Source organism: Neoroseomonas marina, assembly GCF_012927745.1.
GTDB classification, from domain to species: domain Bacteria; phylum Pseudomonadota; class Alphaproteobacteria; order Acetobacterales; family Acetobacteraceae; genus Neoroseomonas; species Neoroseomonas marina.
In genome coordinates, this window is sequence record NZ_JABBKX010000004.1 from 348,708 (window position 1) to 366,049 (window position 17,342).

Annotated in this window: 17 protein-coding genes; 11 read left to right on the forward strand and 6 right to left on the reverse strand. The window is 71.2% G+C overall.

Annotated elements, in window-relative coordinates:
- Positions 1-13 precede the first annotated feature (13 nt).
- Together GWK16_RS14820 and GWK16_RS14825 are read right to left on the reverse strand one after the other, a co-directional pair.
- Complete coding sequence (locus GWK16_RS14820; protein WP_170054730.1) at positions 14-493, reverse strand: DUF192 domain-containing protein; 480 nt, start codon at positions 491-493, stop codon at positions 14-16.
- 8 nt (positions 494-501) lie between these two features.
- Positions 502-1,629, reverse strand: a complete 1,128-nt coding sequence (locus GWK16_RS14825; RefSeq protein WP_338144482.1) for an acetoin utilization protein AcuC — start codon at positions 1,627-1,629, stop codon at positions 502-504.
- A 156-nt stretch (positions 1,630-1,785) separates the two neighbouring features.
- On the opposite strand from GWK16_RS14825, the gene GWK16_RS14830 reads away from it, so the two are divergent.
- On the forward strand, positions 1,786-3,201 hold the full coding sequence (locus GWK16_RS14830) for an ATP-binding protein (protein ID WP_170054732.1): 1,416 nt from the start codon (positions 1,786-1,788) through the stop codon (positions 3,199-3,201).
- Positions 3,202-3,247: 46 nt separating this feature from the next.
- Here the strand turns inward: GWK16_RS14830 and GWK16_RS14835 are convergent, their stop codons facing one another.
- The 3 genes from GWK16_RS14835 to GWK16_RS14845 all read right to left on the reverse strand — a co-directional run bounded on the left by GWK16_RS14835 (position 3,248) and on the right by GWK16_RS14845 (position 6,855).
- A complete protein-coding gene (locus GWK16_RS14835; RefSeq protein WP_170054733.1) occupies positions 3,248-4,339 on the reverse strand; it encodes an OmpA family protein in 1,092 nt (363 codons plus the stop codon).
- A 172-nt stretch (positions 4,340-4,511) separates the two neighbouring features.
- Entirely contained in the window at positions 4,512-5,432 is a 921-nt protein-coding gene (gene prpB, locus GWK16_RS14840) for a methylisocitrate lyase (protein ID WP_170054734.1), read from the reverse strand.
- 10 nt (positions 5,433-5,442) lie between these two features.
- Positions 5,443-6,855 carry a sodium:proton antiporter gene (locus tag GWK16_RS14845; RefSeq protein WP_211187415.1) on the reverse strand — a complete coding sequence of 471 codons (1,413 nt, stop codon included), beginning with the start codon at positions 6,853-6,855 and terminating at the stop codon, positions 5,443-5,445.
- A gap of 151 nt (positions 6,856-7,006) precedes the next feature.
- Here GWK16_RS14845 and GWK16_RS14850 point away from each other — a divergent pair, with 151 nt between their 5' ends.
- The 6 genes from GWK16_RS14850 to GWK16_RS14875 all read left to right on the forward strand — a co-directional run bounded on the left by GWK16_RS14850 (position 7,007) and on the right by GWK16_RS14875 (position 12,766).
- Positions 7,007-7,684 (forward strand): SRPBCC family protein, encoded by a 678-nt coding sequence (locus tag GWK16_RS14850; RefSeq protein ID WP_170054735.1) that lies wholly within the window; start codon positions 7,007-7,009, stop codon positions 7,682-7,684.
- Positions 7,681-8,574: an AAA family ATPase gene (locus GWK16_RS14855; RefSeq protein WP_170054736.1), complete on the forward strand. Its 894-nt coding sequence runs from the start codon at positions 7,681-7,683 to the stop codon at positions 8,572-8,574. The genes GWK16_RS14850 and GWK16_RS14855 overlap by 4 nt, the downstream gene beginning before the upstream one ends.
- A 217-nt stretch (positions 8,575-8,791) precedes the next feature.
- Positions 8,792-10,051, forward strand: a complete 1,260-nt coding sequence (locus GWK16_RS14860; protein ID WP_338144483.1) for a vWA domain-containing protein — start codon at positions 8,792-8,794, stop codon at positions 10,049-10,051.
- A complete protein-coding gene (locus GWK16_RS14865; protein ID WP_168038393.1) occupies positions 10,048-10,380 on the forward strand; it encodes an XdhC family protein in 333 nt (110 codons plus the stop codon). The genes GWK16_RS14860 and GWK16_RS14865 overlap by 4 nt, the downstream gene beginning before the upstream one ends.
- Entirely contained in the window at positions 10,377-11,117 is a 741-nt protein-coding gene (locus GWK16_RS14870; protein ID WP_170054737.1) for an XdhC family protein, read from the forward strand. Before GWK16_RS14865 ends, GWK16_RS14870 begins: the two co-directional genes overlap by 4 nt.
- Positions 11,114-12,766 (forward strand): NTP transferase domain-containing protein, encoded by a 1,653-nt coding sequence (locus tag GWK16_RS14875; protein WP_170054738.1) that lies wholly within the window; start codon positions 11,114-11,116, stop codon positions 12,764-12,766. The genes GWK16_RS14870 and GWK16_RS14875 overlap by 4 nt, the downstream gene beginning before the upstream one ends.
- On the opposite strand, the gene GWK16_RS14880 is transcribed toward GWK16_RS14875, so the two are convergent.
- Entirely contained in the window at positions 12,763-14,031 is a 1,269-nt protein-coding gene (locus GWK16_RS14880) for an amidase (protein ID WP_170054739.1), read from the reverse strand. The two genes, GWK16_RS14875 and GWK16_RS14880, sit on opposite strands and share 4 nt — an antisense overlap.
- 82 nt (positions 14,032-14,113) lie before the next feature.
- Here GWK16_RS14880 and GWK16_RS14885 point away from each other — a divergent pair, with 82 nt between their 5' ends.
- From GWK16_RS14885 to GWK16_RS14900, 4 genes are read left to right on the forward strand one after another with little or no spacing between them, the layout of a single operon-like run.
- On the forward strand, positions 14,114-14,608 hold the full coding sequence (locus tag GWK16_RS14885; protein WP_248291381.1) for a hypothetical protein: 495 nt from the start codon (positions 14,114-14,116) through the stop codon (positions 14,606-14,608).
- Positions 14,605-14,982, forward strand: coding sequence for a hypothetical protein (locus tag GWK16_RS14890; protein WP_170054740.1), 378 nt, complete (start codon positions 14,605-14,607; stop codon positions 14,980-14,982). Before GWK16_RS14885 ends, GWK16_RS14890 begins: the two co-directional genes overlap by 4 nt.
- 19 nt (positions 14,983-15,001) lie before the next feature.
- Positions 15,002-16,255, forward strand: coding sequence for an MFS transporter (locus GWK16_RS14895; protein WP_170054741.1), 1,254 nt, complete (start codon positions 15,002-15,004; stop codon positions 16,253-16,255).
- 16 nt (positions 16,256-16,271) lie between these two features.
- A complete protein-coding gene (locus GWK16_RS14900) occupies positions 16,272-17,255 on the forward strand; it encodes a Gfo/Idh/MocA family protein (RefSeq protein WP_248291382.1) in 984 nt (327 codons plus the stop codon).
- Positions 17,256-17,342: the final 87 nt, after the last annotated feature.

Consider the following 17,342-nt stretch of genomic DNA (forward strand, 5'->3'; position numbering starts at 1 on the left):
GCAAGCCGCTGCCTCAGGGGGCGGTGCCGAACAGGCGATGCAGCACCCGATCCCCCGCACGGATGTCGAGCTGTTCCGTGATTCCCGCCCGCAGTTCCAGCGTCGCCCGCACCGGGCCGTTCGAGGAAACGGTCGCGAGCGACAGCGGCACGGTGCGTTCGGCAATGCGATGGATGCGGCCGTCCTCGGCGATGAACACCATGTCGAGCGACGTGATGGTGTTGCGCATCCACATGCTGCTCTCGCGCGGCGCGCCCCAGTCGAACAGCATGCCCTCGTCCGGCTTCACCTCCGGGCGGAACATCAGGCCGATCATCTGCTGTTCCGGCTGGATCGCCATCTCGACGGTGAAGGGCAGCCGGCGCCCGTCGCGCGTGACGATCACCAGCGGCTCGGTCGGCAGCCGCGGTTGGGGGCGGTCCGCCCCGGGCTGCGCCAGCGCGGCCGTCGGCAACGCGGCAAGGATGGCCAGGCAGGATCGGCGGAAGATCATGGTCCCTGTCATGCCACGGCGGCCGGTGGGGCGGGAAGGTCCGCCCGCGCCGCCGCGGCCCTGTTCCGCACGACCGCACGCACCACGCCCGGTCGCGGTGCGTCCGCGAGGGTCGTGAACCAATGGTCCGGCGGGTGGCGCCCGGCGGACCGGTGGAAGGTCAGGGCCCGCAGCACGGCTTCCGCCTCCGCGCCGAGACGGTCGGGCATGGCGAAGCCGTTCAGCGTCCCCCAGACCCCCGCCCAGCAGCGGGCGACCGTCCAGGGATTGTAGCCGCCCCCACCCAGGACGATCAGCCGGGGCGCCAGGCCCATGACGGCACCGACGACCGCCCGGTGCGCGTTGTTCGACAGCGACAGCCGGGCGAGCGGATCCTCCTCCAGCGCGTCGGCACCGCACTGGACCATGATCGCCTGCGGCCGCAGGTGGCGGATGATCGGCAGGATCGCCTCGTGCAGCACCCAGGCCATCTCGCTGTCGTTGAACCCCTGGGGAACCGGGATGTTGCGGGCATGGCCGCCGGCCCGGTCCGCCACCCCGCCGGTGAAGGGCCAACGGCCGTCCTCGTGGACCGACAGCGTGAAGACGCGCGGATCGTCGTGGAAGGCGTCCTGCACGCCGTCGCCGTGATGCGCATCGATGTCGAGGTAGACGATGTTGGTCAGGCCGAGTCCCAGCCATTCGAGCAGCCCCAGCACGGGATCATTGAGGTAGCAGAACCCCGAGGCGCGATCCGGGCGCCCATGGTGCGTCCCGCCGCCCGGCACATGCGCGATGCCGCCCCGCGCGGTCAGCCGCGCCGCCAGCATGGTCCCCCCGGCCGAGGTCGCCGGTCGGCGGAATACCTCGCGATAGACCGGGTTGCCGTCGGCGCCGATCCGGAAGCGCTCGCGATCGGCCGGACTCACGCCCTGCTCGGCCTCGGCCCGCATCAGGGCAGCGAGGTAGTCCGGGTGGTGGAAGCGCGCCAGCGCCTCCGGCGTGGCCATCGGGCTGTCGTGGTAGCGCGCCGGATCCATCCAGCCGAGCGCCCGGATCAGGTCGAGGGTCGTCGAGACGCGCGGGATCGCCAGCGGATGCTTCGGTCCATAGGTCGACCGGCGATAGATCTCGGATCCGATGAGGAGGGGCGTCATGGGGGCGGGCATCAGCTTGGAGCGCTTCCGCGGCGGCGCAAGTCCGCCTCCGTTACGATGGACCTCGCACAACCATGAGGTTAAGATGCCTTAATCCCCCCCACCCCGATCGCGCCGCCCCCACGGCGTGACCAAACCGCCTTGGTGGAGGCCGTTTTGCGTCTCAGTGACCTGCTCGTCGCCCTGGACCTGGTGCCGCGCGCCGACGTCAACGAAGCCCTCACGCAGCAAAGCCGCACGGGGCGGCCGCTTGGCGACGTCCTGGTCGAAATGGGCCTGCTCAGCGCCCGCCAGGTCACGGAACTGCAGGACGGCCTGCCCGCCCCACCCGATACGCTGGCGCAGCTCGGCATCGAGCAGCGCATCATCCTCGACATCTTCTGCAAGTACCTCAGCACGGCCGGCCAGGGCACGACGGCCTCGATCGCGGAGACGCTCGCGATCTCCCGCCGCCTGTCGAGCTCGCTGATCGAGAGCGCGCGGGCGCAGAACATCGTCGAGCTCAAGCCCGGCATCGTCGCGGGCGAATTGCGCGTGGAGCTCACGCCGCGCGGCCGTTCCATGGCGGTCGAAGCCTTCGCGAACAACTCCTACATCGGCCCCCTGCCCGTCTCGCTCGCCGACTACTCGGCCCGCGTGCTCAAGCAGACGATCCGCAGCGAGCATGTCCAGCCCAGGATCGTCGCCGGCGCGCTGCACCCGCTCGCGGTGCCGGACGACCTGCTCGCCAAGGTCGGCATCGCGGTGAATTCGGGCCGGTCGATCCTGCTCTACGGGGCGCCCGGCAACGGCAAGACATCGATCGCCGAGCGCATGGTCCGCATGTTCGGCGCGATGGTGCTCGTGCCGCACTGCTTCGAGGTCGGCGGACAGATCGTGAAGGTCTTCGACCCGTCGGTGCATCGCCGCCTCGGCATCGAAGCACAGTCGAGTTCCGTCGCGAGCCTCCTCGCCGACGAGTTCGACCCGCGCTGGGTGCCCTGCCGCCGCCCCTTCGTCTCGGCGGGCGGCGAACTCAGCCTCGACATGCTCGACCTCAAGTTCGAGACGACGGCGCGGTTCTACGAAGCGCCGCTGCACGTCAAGGCGATGAACGGCGTGCTGCTGATCGACGATTTCGGCCGCCAGCTCGCGCGGCCCGAGGCGCTACTGAACCGCTGGGTCGTGCCCATGGACCGGCGCATCGACTTCCTGAAGCTGCACACCGGCCAGTCCTTCCAGATCCCCTTCGACCAGCTTCTGGTGTTCTCGACCAACCTGTCGCCGCGGGACCTGATGGATCCGGCCTTCCTGCGCCGCCTGCCCTACAAGATCCACGTGCACGGCCCCGACGAGCGGGAATTCGCCAAGATCCTGCTGGCCAGCGCGCGCGACCGCGGCATCGCCTATCCCGAAGCCGCGGTGCATTTCACGATCCGCGCGATCGCGGAGAACGCGACGCCACTCGCCTTCTACCAGGCGGTCGAGATCCCGCAGCAGATCGCCGAGCTCTGCGCCTTCGCCAACCGGCCGATGCTCGCCGACGAGGCGACGATCGGCTTCGCGCTGGGGAACATCCTGGTCCAGCAATAGGCCCGGCCGAGGGGGGACGCCCTGGCGTTCCCCCTGCCGGCCCTCGTCAGCGGAGGACGATCTCCACGCGGCGGTTCTGCGGCTCGCGGGTGTTGTCCGGGGTCGCGACGAGCAGCTGGCTCTCGCCGACGCCGCGCGCGGTGATCTCGCCGCGCGGCACGCCCAGGCGCACGAGTTCGGCCGCGACCGCATTCGCACGGCGCACCGACAGGCCCTGGTTGTATTGCGCCGAGCCCGAGGTGTCGGTGTGACCCGTGACGTCGATCCGCGTCACCTGCTGGCGCGTCCGCGCCTGCGCCGCTTCCGCGATGATCTGGCGGGCCCGATCGGTGAGGTCGGCGCGGTTCCAGTCGAAGAACACCATGAAGGTGCGCGCCGGGGCCGGCGCCGCTGCGGCCACCGGGGCCGGCGCCGGGATGCGGCCGAAGTTGAACCGCACGCCGAGCATCACGTTGTGGTTCGAGGTCGCGACCGGGATCTGTTGGCTGCGCGCATAGCCAGGCCCGGTGACGGTGCCCGAGAGCGACGGATTGTCGAAGGTGCCGAAGTACCGATACTCCGCCGTGATCGCGAGGCCCGGCACGGCCGGGATCGGGAAGGCCACGCCGGCGATCGCCTGATAGGCCCAGCTTCCGTCCGATCCGTCGATGTTCAGCGCCGCGCTGCCGGCGCGCCCGCCGACGCTGGACCAGTCGGTCCAGGCGTAGCCGACGCCGCCGCCCACATAGGGGATGGCCACGGGGTTCGGACCGCCGATCGCGAAGTCGTAGTAGACATTCGCCATCAGCCCGTAGCTGTTCGCCGTCCCGCCGGAGGCCGGCCGGTTGAAGGCGAGACCACTTGCCGCATCGCTGGTGCGATAGAAGGCCTCGAGTTCGCCGCGCAGCCCGCCGATGAGGCCGTAGCCGACATTCAGGACGCCCGCGAAGCCCGGGTCCCACTTGCGCTGGAAATGGTCCGACGGGGTCGAGAGATTGGCCGAGGCCGGCGGGGCGATCGGCGCGTTCGTGTCCGACAGCCAGGTGACGCCGGCCAGGCCGCCGACATACAGCCCCTCGACCATCTGGGCGGCCGCACCCCGCGGCTGCGCGGCGGCGATGCAGGACAGGGCCGCGGAGGCGAGGAGCACGCGCTTCATGCTGCAATCCTTCGTTCCCGGGACCGCGACGACCGCCGCGCTGTTCCCGATATTGAGACGAAGGACGGTTACACAGACTCGTGATCAGTGCCCAGGGGGACGCCAGCCGGCCCCCGCAATACGTCGCGGTGCCAGCCGGAGTTGTTGCCCAAATGACGCAGGTCCTGCAGCCTCAGGTTTGCGGCATGCCTTCAGGCACAACCGTACGGATCAGCGTCGCGTCCAGCGCTTCGTAATCGTGGTAGCCGATCGTCTCGTACAGCTGCGCGCGGGTCTGCATCCGCCCGAGCATGTTCTGCGTGCCGCCATCCTTGCGGATCCCGACATACAGCTCCTCCATCGCCCGCGCGGCGATCCGCAGATGGCTCACCGGCCAGATCACCATCGCGTAGCCCATCTCCTGGAACTCCGCGGCGGTGAAGAAGGGCGTGCGCCCGAACTCGGTCATGTTCGCGAGCAGCTTCACGCCCGGCATGCGCTTCGCGAACTCGACGAACATCTCGCGGGTCGTCAATGCCTCGGGGAAGATCGCGTCGGCGCCGGCTTCGAGATAGAGCCGCGCGCGGGCCACGGCGCCGTCGATCCCCTCGCTCGCCGCCGCATCGGTACGGGCGATGATGACCAGGTTCTTCCGCGCCTTGCGCGCCGCGGCCACCTTCGCGGCCATGTCCTCGGCGCTGGCCAGCTTCTTGTCGTTGAGGTGCCCGCACTTCTTCGGCAGCAGCTGGTCCTCGAGGTGCACGGCCCCTGCCCCGGCTTCCTCGAAGGTGCGGACCATGTGCATGACGTTGAGCGCCTCGCCATAGCCGGTGTCGCCGTCGACCAGCACCGGCAGGGCCGAGGCGCGGACCACCTGGCGGACATGCCAGGCGACATCGTCCACCGTGATCATGCCGAGGTCCGGCAGGCCCATGGTCGCGGACATCGCCGCGCCGGACATGTAGAGCGCCTCGAACCCCTGCTTCTTCGCCAGCAGCGCGGCGATGCCGAGATGCGCGCCGGGCATCTGCAGGATCTGCGGCCTGTCCAGCAGGCGGCGGAAACGCACGCCCGCGGGTTCGTCGGGCAGGTCGTCGGCGATGACGTAGGGCATCGGGCCCTCCTCAGAAGAAGATCAGCGTTATCAAAATAAACAGCGGCACCAGGAACACCAACGCCCAGGCGCAATAGCCGAAGAAGGACGGCATGCGCTCCCCGTTCTCCTCCACGATGGCCTTGACCATGAAGTTCGGTGCGTTGCCGATGTAGGAATTGGCCCCCATGAAGACGGCGCCGCAGGAAATCGCGACCAGCGTCAGGGCGCCGTGGGTCATCAGGTAGGCCGGGTCGCCCCCCGCCAGGTTGAAGAACACCAGGTAGGTCGGGGCGTTGTCGAGGAAGGAGGACAGCACGCCGGACAGCCAGAAGTAGACCGCAGGGATCGGCTGTCCCGCGGCATCCGAGGTCAGCGCGACGAGCGGCCCTGCCGCCCCGTCCGGCCCCGCGCGCAGGATGGCCAGCACCGGGGCCATCGTCACGAAGATCGCGGCGAACAGCTTGGCGACCTCGAGGATCGCGCCCCAGGCGAAGCCGTTCTCCTCCCGCAGCGACGCCGGCGTCAGCTTCATGGACACATAGGCGATGGTGACGAACACGGCGATGCCGACCAGGCGCTCGGCACCGATGTGCTGGCCGAGGATCGTGACCTCTCCCGGCTGCCAGTAGCCCTGCAACAGCACCGTCACGACGACGAGGCCGATCAGGCCGAGGTTCACCGTGCCTTCGACGCGCAGCGGTTCACGTGCGCCGGTGTCCGGGACGGCCGCCTTCTCCTTCGACCAGGCCCAGGAATCCAGCACGTAGTAGATGCCGAGCAGCAGCACCGCGCAGGTCAGGAACTCCGCGAACAGGTGCGTCGTGGTCCAGAAGAAGGACACGCCCTTGAGGAAGCCGAGATAGAGCGGCGGATCGCCGAGCGGCGTCAGCGAACCGCCGATGTTGCTGACCAGGAAGATGAAGAAGACGAAGGTGTGCGTCTTGCGCCGCCGGAAGGCGTTGGCGCGCAGCACGGGACGGATCAGCAGCATCGAGGCGCCGGTCGTTCCCATCAGCGATGCGATGACGGTCCCGAGGGCGAGCAGGGCCGTGTTCACCGCCGGCGTGCCGATCAGCGTCCCCTTCAGTAGCACGCCGCCGCCGGTGACGTAGAGCGCGAGCAGCAGCGCAATGAACGGGACGTATTCCTGCAGGACGATGTGCCACACCTCGGAGGCCGCGGTTTCGGGCCCGAAGGCAACGGCGAAGGGCGCGATGAGGAGGACGGCCCAGCCCGCCGCGATCTTGCCGTAGTGGTGGTGCCAGAGATGGCCGGCGAGCAGCGGCATCAGCGCGATCGACAGCAGCATGCCGACGAAGGGAATGCCCCAGGCAAGGGAGAGATCCGCCCCCGAGACGCCAGCCGCCGCGGCCGGCGCCGCCCCGCCGATCAGCAGGGCCGATCCCGCCATGCAGGTGGAGAGGGCTCGGGCCAGGCGCATCGTCTCTCGGTCCCCCGGGGGTGCCACCAGGTCCGGCCCGGCGCAGTTCCTGGCCCGTCCTTGCAGGATGACGCCCGGGCCTACAAGGGGGGCACCCCTTTTCCCACCGGGTCCCCGGTCCTAGTTTGCGACCTGGACAGGAGACCATCCGATGGACATGACCGGCGAGCGCCGGATCCTAGCCCCGCGTCAGCGGGTGTGGGACGCGCTGAACGACCCCGAGATGCTGCGCGCCGCCATCCCCGGCTGCGAATCGGTCACACGGACCGCCGAGGACGCCTTCGAGGCCAAGGTCTCGCTCAAGATCGGCCCGATGGCCGCGAAGTTCGGCGGCAAGGTCAAGCTCGAGAACATCAACGCACCCGCCTCCTACACCATCACCGGGGAAGGCAATGGCGGTGCGATGGGCTTCGCCAAGGGCGGCGCGGATGTCGCGCTCGAGGAGGTCGGTCCGAATGAGACCCTGCTGAAGTACACGGTGAAGGCGCAGGTCGGCGGCAAGATGGCGCAGCTTGGCGCCCGCCTGATCGACAGCACCGCGAAGCAGATGTCCGACCAGTTCTTCGATCGCTTCGCCGCCGCCGTTGCGCCGCCGGCCGAGCCCGAGGCCGAGATCGCTGCGGCGCCCGCCGAAGCCCGCGCGGCCGCGGCCTCCTTCGCTGCGCCGCAGGAAGCCGCGCCGATCATCGGCGCGCCGCGCTCCGCACCCACCGCGCCGGCGGGCATTTCGATCTTCGACCTGCTGCCTGAAGCGCCCATGGGGATTCCCTTGCTGGCCTGGGCCGGCGGCGCCGTCTGGCTCGTCATCCTTGCGCTGATGTTCCTGTGAGCCTGCCGGAGACCGTCAGCGACACGCAGGCGCTGCTTGCGGCCGGCGGCTACATCGCCGACCGCGCGCTGGCGACCACGGTGCATCTCGCGCTGCGCATGGGTCGACCGCTCTTCCTCGAGGGCGAGCCCGGCACCGGCAAGACCGAGATCGCCAAGGTCCTCGCGAAGATGCTGCCGCGACACCTGGTGCGGCTGCAGTGCTACGACGGCCTCGACCTGTCCGCCGCGGCCTATGAGTGGAACCACGCGCGCCAGCTGATGGCGATCCGCCTTGCGGAAGCGGCCGGCGAGACCGACCGCGAGGCGCTCGAGCGCGGCATCTACGACCGCCGCTTCCTCCAGTCCCGCCCGCTGCTGCAGGCGCTCGAAGGCGAGCCGGCCGTGCTGCTGATCGACGAGCTCGACCGCGCAGACGAGCCCTTCGAGGCCTTCCTGCTGGAGATCCTGGGCGACTTCCAGATCACCATCCCCGAGCTGGGCACGGTGCGCGCGGCGACGCCGCCGGTCGTCATCATCACGTCGAACCGCACGCGGGAGGTGCACGACGCGGTGCGCCGGCGCTGCCTCTACCATTGGGTCGACTATCCCGACGCGGCGCGGGAACGCGCCATCCTGCGGGTGCGCGCGCCGGGCCTGTCCGAGAAGCTCTCCGCCCAGATCGTGGCCTTCGTGCAGAAGGTCCGCGACGGCGACTACTTCAAGCTGCCGGGCGTGGCGGAGACGATCGACTGGGCGCAGGCGCTGGCGGCGCTGGACGCGAAGGAACTCGAACCCGGTGCGGTCGATGAGACGCTCGGCGTGCTGCTCAAGTACCAGGACGACATCGCCAAGCTGAAGGGCGCGGAGGCGGCCAGGCTTGTGTCCGAGGCCGTCGCGGCAGCGGTGTGAACGCAACGCCCACCAGGGAGGGCTTTGCCCTCCCCGGACCCCACCCACCACGGGTGCCCATTGGCGTTGCCGTGCAACGCCAATGGGGTCCCACACAGGCCGAAAGGCCTTTGGAAACCGTCCCCAGGGATGGGCCCGGCCGCCGCGCCCGGCGCCCCTTGCTGACGGACAAGGAAGGGAGGGGGTCCGGGGGAGGTTCCCCTCCCCAGGCCTGCCCATGGCTCTGACCCCCACCCGCGATGCCGCGGCGATCATCGGCGCCGCCCAGGCGCGCGCCGCCGGCGCGGCGATGGCCCCCGGCGGGCACCTCGCCGACAACCTGCTGGCCTTCACGCGCCTGCTGCGCCGCACGGGCCTGCCGCTCGGGCCGGGCGAGGCGATCGCGGGCCTTGCCGCGCTGACCGAGATCGACATCGCCGACCGTCGCCAGGTCCATGCCGCGCTGCGCGCCGTCATGGTCCACAAGCGCGAGCATTTCGAGCTCTTCGACCAGGCCTTCCAACTGTTCTGGCGCGACCCCGAGGCCGCGGCCCACGCCGCCGCGATGGCGCTGATGGACGGCAACAAACCCAAGGACGAGAAGGCGCCGCCGGTCTCCCGTCGCCTCGCCGAAGCGATGCAGGAGAACAAGCAGAAGCCGAAGCCGCCCGAGGAACCCCCGCCGCAGCACGACATGACCTTCACGGTCAGCGAGCGCGAGCGCCTGCAGTCGATGGACTTCGAAGCCATGTCGGCCGCCGAGATCGCGCAGGCCAAGCAGGAGATCCGGCGCCTGGTGCTGCCGCTCGACGAACAGCGGACGCGGCGCTTCCGCCCCGACCCCTTCGGCCCCGTCGCCGATCTGCGCGCGACGGTGCGCGAAAGCCTGCGCACGGGGGGCGAGATCCTCGACCTGGAGCGCCGGCGCCGCATCACGCGCCCGCCGCCGCTGGTGGCGCTGTGCGACATCAGCGGGAGCATGTCGCGCTACGCGCAGGTCCTGCTGCATTTCCTGCATGCGGTCGCGAACGACCGGGACCGCGTGCACACCTTCCTGTTCGGCACGCGGCTGACCAACGTGACGCGGCAGCTGAAGCACCGCGATCCGGAAGTCGCCTTCGAAATGGTCTCGCACATCGTTCCCGACTGGTCGGGCGGGACGCGCATCGGGGAATCGATCGCGCTGTTCAACCGGCTCTGGGGCCGGCGGGTGCTCGGCCAGGGCGCGGTGGTGCTGCTGATCACCGACGGGCTCGACCGCGAAGGGGCGAAGGGGCTGGCGGAGGCGACGGAGAGGCTGCGCGGATCCTGCCGGCGGCTGATCTGGCTCAACCCGCTGTTGCGGTTCGACGGGTTCCAGCCCAAATCCCAGGGTATCCGGGCGATGCTTCCCCATGTGGACGATTTCCGCCCGGTGCATAATCTGAACAGCCTGCGCGAGCTGGTCGCCACATTGTCGGGGCGCCAGGCCGCCCAGCGCGGGAGGATCGCCGCATGACCGCCGACACCACCCAATCCGAGGACATCCTCGCCACCGCCGCCGCCTGGAAGGCGGCGGGCGAGCAGGTCGCGATCGCGACCGTGGTCGAGACCTGGGGCTCCTCGCCCCGCCCCGCCGGATCACGCCTGGCCGTCACCGCCTCGGGCAAGCTGACGGGGTCCGTCTCGGGCGGCTGCATCGAAGGGGCGGTGGCCGATGCTGCGAAGCAGGCCATGGCGACCGGTGCGCCACAGCTGCTCGACTTCGGCGTCTCGGACGAGCGCGCCTGGGAAGTCGGCCTGTCCTGCGGCGGCAAGGTGAAGGTCTTCGTGGAGCCGCTGACGTGAAAGCCCAGATCCTCGCGCGGCTGCAGGCCGAACGCGCCGCGCAGCGCCCCGTCGTGCTGCTGACGCGCATGTCGGACGGCGAACAGCACCTCTGGCCGCAGGAAGCCCTGCCCACCGCGTTGGCCGAAGCCGCGCGCGACGCGCTGGGGCGCGAGAAGGCGACGAATGTCGACCTCGACGGCGAGACCTGGTTCGTCCACCCACACAACCCGCCGCTGCGCATCATCGTCGTCGGCGCGGTACACATCGCCCAGGCCATGGCGCCGATGGCGGCGCCCCTCGGCTTCGAGATGATCGTAGTCGATCCGCGCCGCGCCTTCGCCACGGAGGAACGCCTGCCCGGCGTCACGCTGCGCACCGACTGGCCGGACGAGGCGATGGCCGAACTGAAGCCCGATGGCCGCAGCGCGGTGGTCACGCTGACGCACGACCCGAAGCTCGACGATCCGGCGCTCGACGCCGCGCTGCGCAGCGCCGCCTTCTACATCGGCGCCCTGGGCAGCCGGCGGACGCACGCGAAACGCGTCGCGCGCCTGAAGGAGCTCGGGCACGGCGACGAGGCGATCGCACGCATCCACGCCCCGGTCGGCCTCGACATCGAGGCGGTGACGGCGCCCGAGATCGCGTTGTCGGTGATGGCGGAGATCGTCGCCGCCCGCCGCGGCGCCGCACTCGGCGAACCGCGTCCCCTCCCCGCGCCCCAGGACGGCCGCGTCAGCATCGGCATCTCCGCATGATCTTCGGCCCGACCCCGCTCGAGGAGGCGAAAGGCGCCATCCTCGCCCATTCCCTCCGTCTGCCCGGCAAGGTGCTGAAGAAGGGCACGGTGCTGGACGATGAGGCGATCGCCGCCATCCGCGACGGCGGCAAGCGGGAGGTGATCACCGCGCGGCTCGAGGCCGGCGACGTGCCCGAGAACGACGCCGCCGAGCGCCTGGCGGTGACGCTGACCGCGCCGCTGATCGCGCGGTCCCGCGCCGCGACGGGCCGGGTGAACCTGCTGGCCGAGACCGCCGGGCTGCTGGTGATCGACGAGAAGCGCATCAATGCCATCAATGCGATCGACGAGAGCCTGACCGTCGCGACCCTGCCCAACTACACCCCCGTCGCGATCAAGGAGATGATCGCGACCATCAAGGTGATCCCCTTCGCCGTACCGGGCCCCGTGCTCGGCGTGGTCGAGGCGGTCGCCAGAGGCGGCAAGGCGCCGTTGTTCGCCATCCGTCCCTTCCGCCCGCTCAAGGTCGGGCTGGTGCTGACGGAATTGCCGGGCATCAAGGAAAGCGTGATGGAAGGCGCGGTGGAGGCGACGACCGCGCGCGTCGAGGATTTGCGCGGCAGCATGCTGCCGGTCGAGCGCGTCCGGCACGAGGAAGCGCAGATCGGGGACGCGCTCAACCGGCTGAGGCGCGCCGGCGCGGAACTGCTGCTCGTCGCGGGCGCGTCGGCCGTGGTCGACCGGCGCGACGTCGGTCCAGCCGGCATCGTGCGCGCCGGCGGCGAGATCCTGCATTTCGGCATGCCGGTCGATCCGGGGAACCTGCTTTGCCTGGGCCGGATCGGGGAGATCCCCGCCATGGTGCTGCCCGGCTGCGCGCGCAGCCCCAAGCTGAACGGCTTCGACTGGGTGCTGCAGCGCATCTTCGCCGGCGTGCCGGTGACGGCCGCCGACGTGATGGGCATGGGGGTGGGCGGCCTGCTGAAGGAAATCGAGGTCCGGCCGCTGCCGCGCGAACAGGCGCCGCGCGTGGCTCCGCCGGCCATCGCGCCGCGCCGGGCGCGCTCCGTCGCGGCGCTGATCCTCGCCGCCGGCCGGTCGCGCCGCATGGCACCGCTGAATAAGCTGCTCGTCGCCGACACCCAGGGCATCCCGATGGTCGCGCGGGTGGTGGACAACGCGCTCGGCAGCCATGCCCGCCCCGTCATCGTCGTCACCGGCCACGAGCGCGACCGGGTGGAGGAGGCGCTGGCCGGCCGCCCCGTCCACTTCGCCCATGCCGAGGACTATGCCGAGGGCCTGTCGGCCTCGCTGAAGGCCGGCCTCGCCGCGCTGCCGCCGGAAGCCGAGGGCGTCGTGATCTGCCTGGGCGACATGCCGCTGGTCTCGGGGCCGATGCTCGATCGGCTGATCGCCGCCTTCGACCCGGAGGAAGGCCGCGCGATCGTCATGCCGACCTTCCGCGGCAAGCAGGGCAACCCGATGCTGTGGGCACGGGAATTCCTGCCGGAGATGCTGTCGATCACCGGCGATGTCGGCGCCCGCCACCTGGTCGGCAAGCATGCCGACCGGATGGTCGAGGTGGAGATGGCCGACGACGCCGTGCTGCGGGACTTCGACACGATGGAGGCCCTGAAGGGCCTCCCGCTCGGCGCGAAGGCCGGCTAGCCGAGGGCGGCCTTCACCCAGGCCGCCCAGGACAGCACCGCCGCGTCGTCCCCGATGCGCCCGGCGAGTTGTACCCCCAGCGGCAGGCCGTTCGGCCCGCGTCCCGCCGGCACGGTCACGCAGGGCCCGTGCAGCAGCGTCCAGAGCGTGTTGAAGGCCGGATCCCCCGTCCAGGCGAGGCCCTTTGGCGCCTCGCCCGGCGCGGAGGGGCAAAGCACCGCGTCGAAGCCTTCGATCGCCGCTGGGAAGGCGGCGCGGGCAGCGGCGAAGGCGGCGCGGCCGTCGATGAGCTTCGAAACCGGCTGGGCGCGGCCCCAGTCCATCCGCTCACGCAGCACCTCGGAGATCTGGGCCCGCGCATGGGCGAGTTCCCAGCCCAGCGCCTCGGCGCTTTCCATGTTCATCACATAGGGATGGGCGGCGTAGGCCTCGGCGAAGACGCCGGGCAGCGTCACCGGCGTGACGGTCGCGCCGGCCCGGCGGCAGGCCTCGGCGGCGCGTTCCATCAGCGCGACGGTCTCCGGCGCCGCCTGGTCGGCGGACGGGCCCATGACCAGCGCCAGGCGCGGCGCACGCGGCACCTTCGCGTCGGGTGCGCCGAAGTCGAGGCCGCTCATCGCCGACATCGCCAGCGCGCAATCGGCGAGGCTGCGCGCCATCACGCCGATGGTGTCGAGGCTCTCGCTCATCACCTTCATGCCGGCGCGGTGCAGCGTGCCGTAGGACGGCTTGAACCCCACCACGCCGCAGAAGGCCGCCGGGCGGACGATGCTGCCCGCCGTCTGGGTGCCGAAGGCGATCGGGAAGAAGCCCGCCCCGACGCCAGCCGCGGAGCCCGAGGAGGACCCGCCCGGCGTATGCGCCGGATTGGCCGGATTGGCGGTAGGACCGGGATGGCGCGTTGCGAACTCGGTCGTCACGGTCTTGCCCATGACGAAAGCCCCCGCGGCGCGCGCCGCCGCGACGCAGGCGGCATCCGAGCGCGGCCGGTAGCCGGACCAGGCGGGCGATCCGTGCTGGGTCGGCAGGTCCGCCGTCTCGAGCACGTCCTTCACGCCGATCGGCATGCCGGCGAGCGGCCCGGGGCGGGCAGCGGCGGCGGCGTGGCGCGCCTGGGCCGGGTCGAACCAGGCGAAGGCGTTGATCTCCGGCTCCCGGGCGGCAATGCGGTCGAGGCAGGCCTCGGCATAGGTGGCGGCGGTCAGGCGCCCGGCGCGGATCGCGGCGAGGGCCTCGGTGGCGGTGAGGTCGGCGGTCTCGGTCATGTCGCAAGACTGCGCCAGGCGCAGGGCGGGTCAAGTCGCCGCGGCGGTGGCGCCGGGCGTTCCGCTGCCCCACATTGGGGCCATGCCAACACCCATCCGGGTCGCGCGCGCCCCGGACGGGGTGCTCGCCTATGCCATTCCCCTGCCCCCCGAAGGGCTGCCGCCGGTCGCGCCCCGCGACCTCGAGGCCGCGTGGGACCGGGCCCGCGCCGCCGCGGCCGCCGAACGCTGGGGCGCACCGCGCCGCCTGCTGTTCCGCCGCCCGGACGGCTCGGCGCAGGAAATGCTCCTCGCCGATGCCGATGCCGCCTGCTGGGCGGAGGCGGTGGACGCCGCCCATGACCTCGGCACCATCGGCGGGTTGTCGCTCTGCCTGCGCCTGCTGGCGCTGGTCGAGGTCATGACTCGGGCGAGATGGCTGCGTGGCCTTTTCGCCATGACGTCCGACGGGATCGAGATCGATCCGGCCCTGCTGCGGGCCGCGGCCGCGATGCCCCTGGACGCGGCGGCGCGGTTCGACGAAACGGGTCTACGCCGGTTATTGTCTCGACCGATTCCGTCCGGAGTTTCCGCATGATCCGCATCGTCCCGGCGCTGCCCGTCCTCGCCGTCCTTCTGCTCGGTGCCTGTGCGGAGGAGAACGCGCCGCGTTCGCTCCAGGCCGCCGAGGCCGGAATCGGCCAGGACGCGGCGCTGCGGCGCCAGTGCGAGGCCGAGGCCGAGCGCGCCGTCAACTTCCGCGAACGTGGCCAGGCAGCGCGCGACGACGCCTCCATGCTGCAGGGCGACGCGACGAACAACATCCCGACGCTGCGCATCCAGTCCGACGCCTTCAACCGCCGCGTGCTGCGCGAGGACCTGATCCGCGAATGCGTGCGCGCCAATACGGCGGGTCCGCGGCCGCAGGACCCGACCCCTCCGGCGACGACGACCCGCGGGCGGAGGAACTGACGGCGCGGCCAGCCGCGCGATGACCCCCTTCGGAACGCTCGGCCGCGCCCTTTCCCACCGCAACGCGAAGATCTTCTTCGGCGCGTCGCTGATGGCCTGGACGGGCCTGTGGATGCATCGCATCGCCGTGTCCTGGCTCGTCTGGGAACTGACCGGCAGCGCCTTCTGGGTCGGCGTCATCGCCTTCTGCGACCTGGCCCCCGCGGTCATTGTCAGCCCGCTGGCCGGAGCAGTGGCGGATCGCGCCGACCGCGTGCGCATGACGATGCTGAGCCAGGCGGCGATCGGCCTGAACGCGGCGCTGATCGGACTGCTGGTCGCGACCGGCCAGGTGACCATCGGCGCGCTGCTGGTGCTCGAGGTGGTGGGCGGTGTCGCCGCCTCCTTCGCGCAGCCCGCGCGGCAGTCGCTGATGCCGGGGCTCGTGCCGCGGGCGGACCTGCCGGCGGCCGTCGCGCTGAACTCGTTGACCTTCAATGTCGCTCGCTTCGTCGGGCCCGCGCTGGCCGGGCCGATGATCGCCGTCGCCGGCGTGTGGCCCGCCATTGCCTGCAACGCCTTTGCCTACCTCGTCGCCACGACGACGACGCCGCTGTTGCGCGTGGACGCCGCCCAGCGCCGCGGCCATGCCGCGACGGCAAGCCTGTTCGGCGAGATGCTGGACGGCCTGCGCTACGCCGCGCGGCATCCTGGGCTCGGGCCGATCCTCGGCTTCGCCGCGGTCGCCGCGCTGCTGCTGCGCGGCGTGCAGGAGATCCTGCCGCCCTATGTCGAGCGGGCCTATGGGCGCGGCGCCGAATCCCTCGCGTTGCTCACCGCGGCCTTCGGGATCGGCGCGCTGGTGTCGGGGCTGATGGTGGCCTCGCGCGGCCGGCTCGCAGGCACGACGCGGTTGGCGGTGCTGGGGGTCGGTGCGCTCGCGCTGGCGACGGCGGGCTTCGTCGCGACCTCCTGGTTTCCCTTCGGGCTTCTCTGCGCAGCGCTGATGGGCGCGGCGGGATCGGTGCACGGCATCAGCGTGCAGACCCTGGCGCAGAGCGCCTCCGACCCGGCGATGCGCGGGCGCGTGCTGAGCCTCTGGGGCCTCATCACGCGCGCCTGCCCGGCACTCGGCGCGCTGCTGCTCGGCGCGGCGGGCGAGCATTTCGGACTGCGCTGGCCGACGCTGGTCGCCGTGGCGCTGTCCCTCGGCGTCGTCGCCTGGGGTCTCGCGCGGCTGAACCGCATGGCGGAGACGCTCGAGGGCGGATCGCAGGACCATTCCAATCGTTGAGACGGACGAGGCGAGGATGACGATGCTGAACGCGGCCATCGTGGGCATGGGCAAGTGGGGCCAGACGCTGGTGAACAGCGTGCAGGGCAGCAACGACGCCGGCATCCGCTTCGTCGCCGGCTGCACCGGCCGCCCCGAGCGCGCCGCGGAATGGGCCGCTCAGCAGGGCATCCGGATCCTGCCCTCCTTCGAGGCCGTGGTTGCGGATCCCGCGGTGCAAGCGATCGCCATCGCCTCCCCGCACGGGATGCACGCGGAGCAGGTCATCGCTGCGGCGCGCGCGGGCAAGCACGTCTTCGTCGAGAAGCCCTTCACCATGACCAAGGCGAGCGCCGAGGCTGCCGTCGCGGCGTGCCGGCAGGCCGGCGTGGTCATGGCGCTCGGGCACAACCGCCGCTTCCTTCCCGCGATCGCCGAGATGAAGGCGATGCTCGCCGACGGGCGGTTCGGCACGCTGCTGCATGTCGAAGGACAGTTCAGCGGGCCCGGCGCGCTCGCCTACAAGCCCGGCATGTGGCGCGCGAACCGTGCGGAGAGCCCGCTTGGCGGCATGGGCGGCATGGGCATCCACATGGTGGACATGTTCATCAACCTCGCCGGCCGCATCGCGGCGGTGACGGTGCAGTCCCATGCGCGCGTTCTCGACAACGGCCTCGACGACACGACCGCCGGGCTGTTCCGCTTCGAGAGCGGCGTGACGGCGAATTTCGCGACGCTGGCGCTGGCCCCACGCTTCTGGCGCGTCGGACTGTTCGGCACCGATGCCTGGGCGGTGCTCCACGGGCATGAATCCCTGACCGTCTGCCGGCGCGACGGCACGCCGGAGTCAAAGGTCTTCCCGGCGACCGACATCGAACGCGCGGAGTTGACGGCCTTCGCCGCCGCGGTCGCCGGCGGCCCGGCCTATCCGTTGCCGCTCGAGGACGCGATCCATGGCGTCGCGGTCTATGAGGCGATGATCGGCGCCGCGGCGTCGGGGAGCACCTACGCCGTCGCCTAGATGTCGCTGCTATGGAGGTTGTCCCTCCGGGGCTGAGGTTGGAGGCTGTGGTTGCCACACCTTCAACGACCAAGCCGGAGCCCCGGA

Coding starts and splice junctions, on each gene's coding strand:
- GWK16_RS14820 (WP_170054730.1), bottom strand. CDS start 493: ATGATCTTCCGCCGATCCTGCCTGGCCATCCTTGCCGCGTTGCCGACG.
- GWK16_RS14825 (WP_338144482.1), bottom strand. CDS start 1,629: ATGACGCCCCTCCTCATCGGATCCGAGATCTATCGCCGGTCGACCTAT.
- GWK16_RS14835 (WP_170054733.1), bottom strand. CDS start 4,339: ATGAAGCGCGTGCTCCTCGCCTCCGCGGCCCTGTCCTGCATCGCCGCC.
- prpB (WP_170054734.1), bottom strand. CDS start 5,432: ATGCCCTACGTCATCGCCGACGACCTGCCCGACGAACCCGCGGGCGTG.
- GWK16_RS14845 (WP_211187415.1), bottom strand. CDS start 6,855: ATGCGCCTGGCCCGAGCCCTCTCCACCTGCATGGCGGGATCGGCCCTG.
- GWK16_RS14850 (WP_170054735.1), top strand. CDS start 7,007: ATGGACATGACCGGCGAGCGCCGGATCCTAGCCCCGCGTCAGCGGGTG.
- GWK16_RS14860 (WP_338144483.1), top strand. CDS start 8,792: ATGGCTCTGACCCCCACCCGCGATGCCGCGGCGATCATCGGCGCCGCC.
- GWK16_RS14865 (WP_168038393.1), top strand. CDS start 10,048: ATGACCGCCGACACCACCCAATCCGAGGACATCCTCGCCACCGCCGCC.
- GWK16_RS14875 (WP_170054738.1), top strand. CDS start 11,114: ATGATCTTCGGCCCGACCCCGCTCGAGGAGGCGAAAGGCGCCATCCTC.
- GWK16_RS14880 (WP_170054739.1), bottom strand. CDS start 14,031: ATGACCGAGACCGCCGACCTCACCGCCACCGAGGCCCTCGCCGCGATC.
- GWK16_RS14885 (WP_248291381.1), top strand. CDS start 14,114: ATGCCAACACCCATCCGGGTCGCGCGCGCCCCGGACGGGGTGCTCGCC.
- GWK16_RS14890 (WP_170054740.1), top strand. CDS start 14,605: ATGATCCGCATCGTCCCGGCGCTGCCCGTCCTCGCCGTCCTTCTGCTC.
- GWK16_RS14895 (WP_170054741.1), top strand. CDS start 15,002: ATGACCCCCTTCGGAACGCTCGGCCGCGCCCTTTCCCACCGCAACGCG.
- GWK16_RS14900 (WP_248291382.1), top strand. CDS start 16,272: ATGACGATGCTGAACGCGGCCATCGTGGGCATGGGCAAGTGGGGCCAG.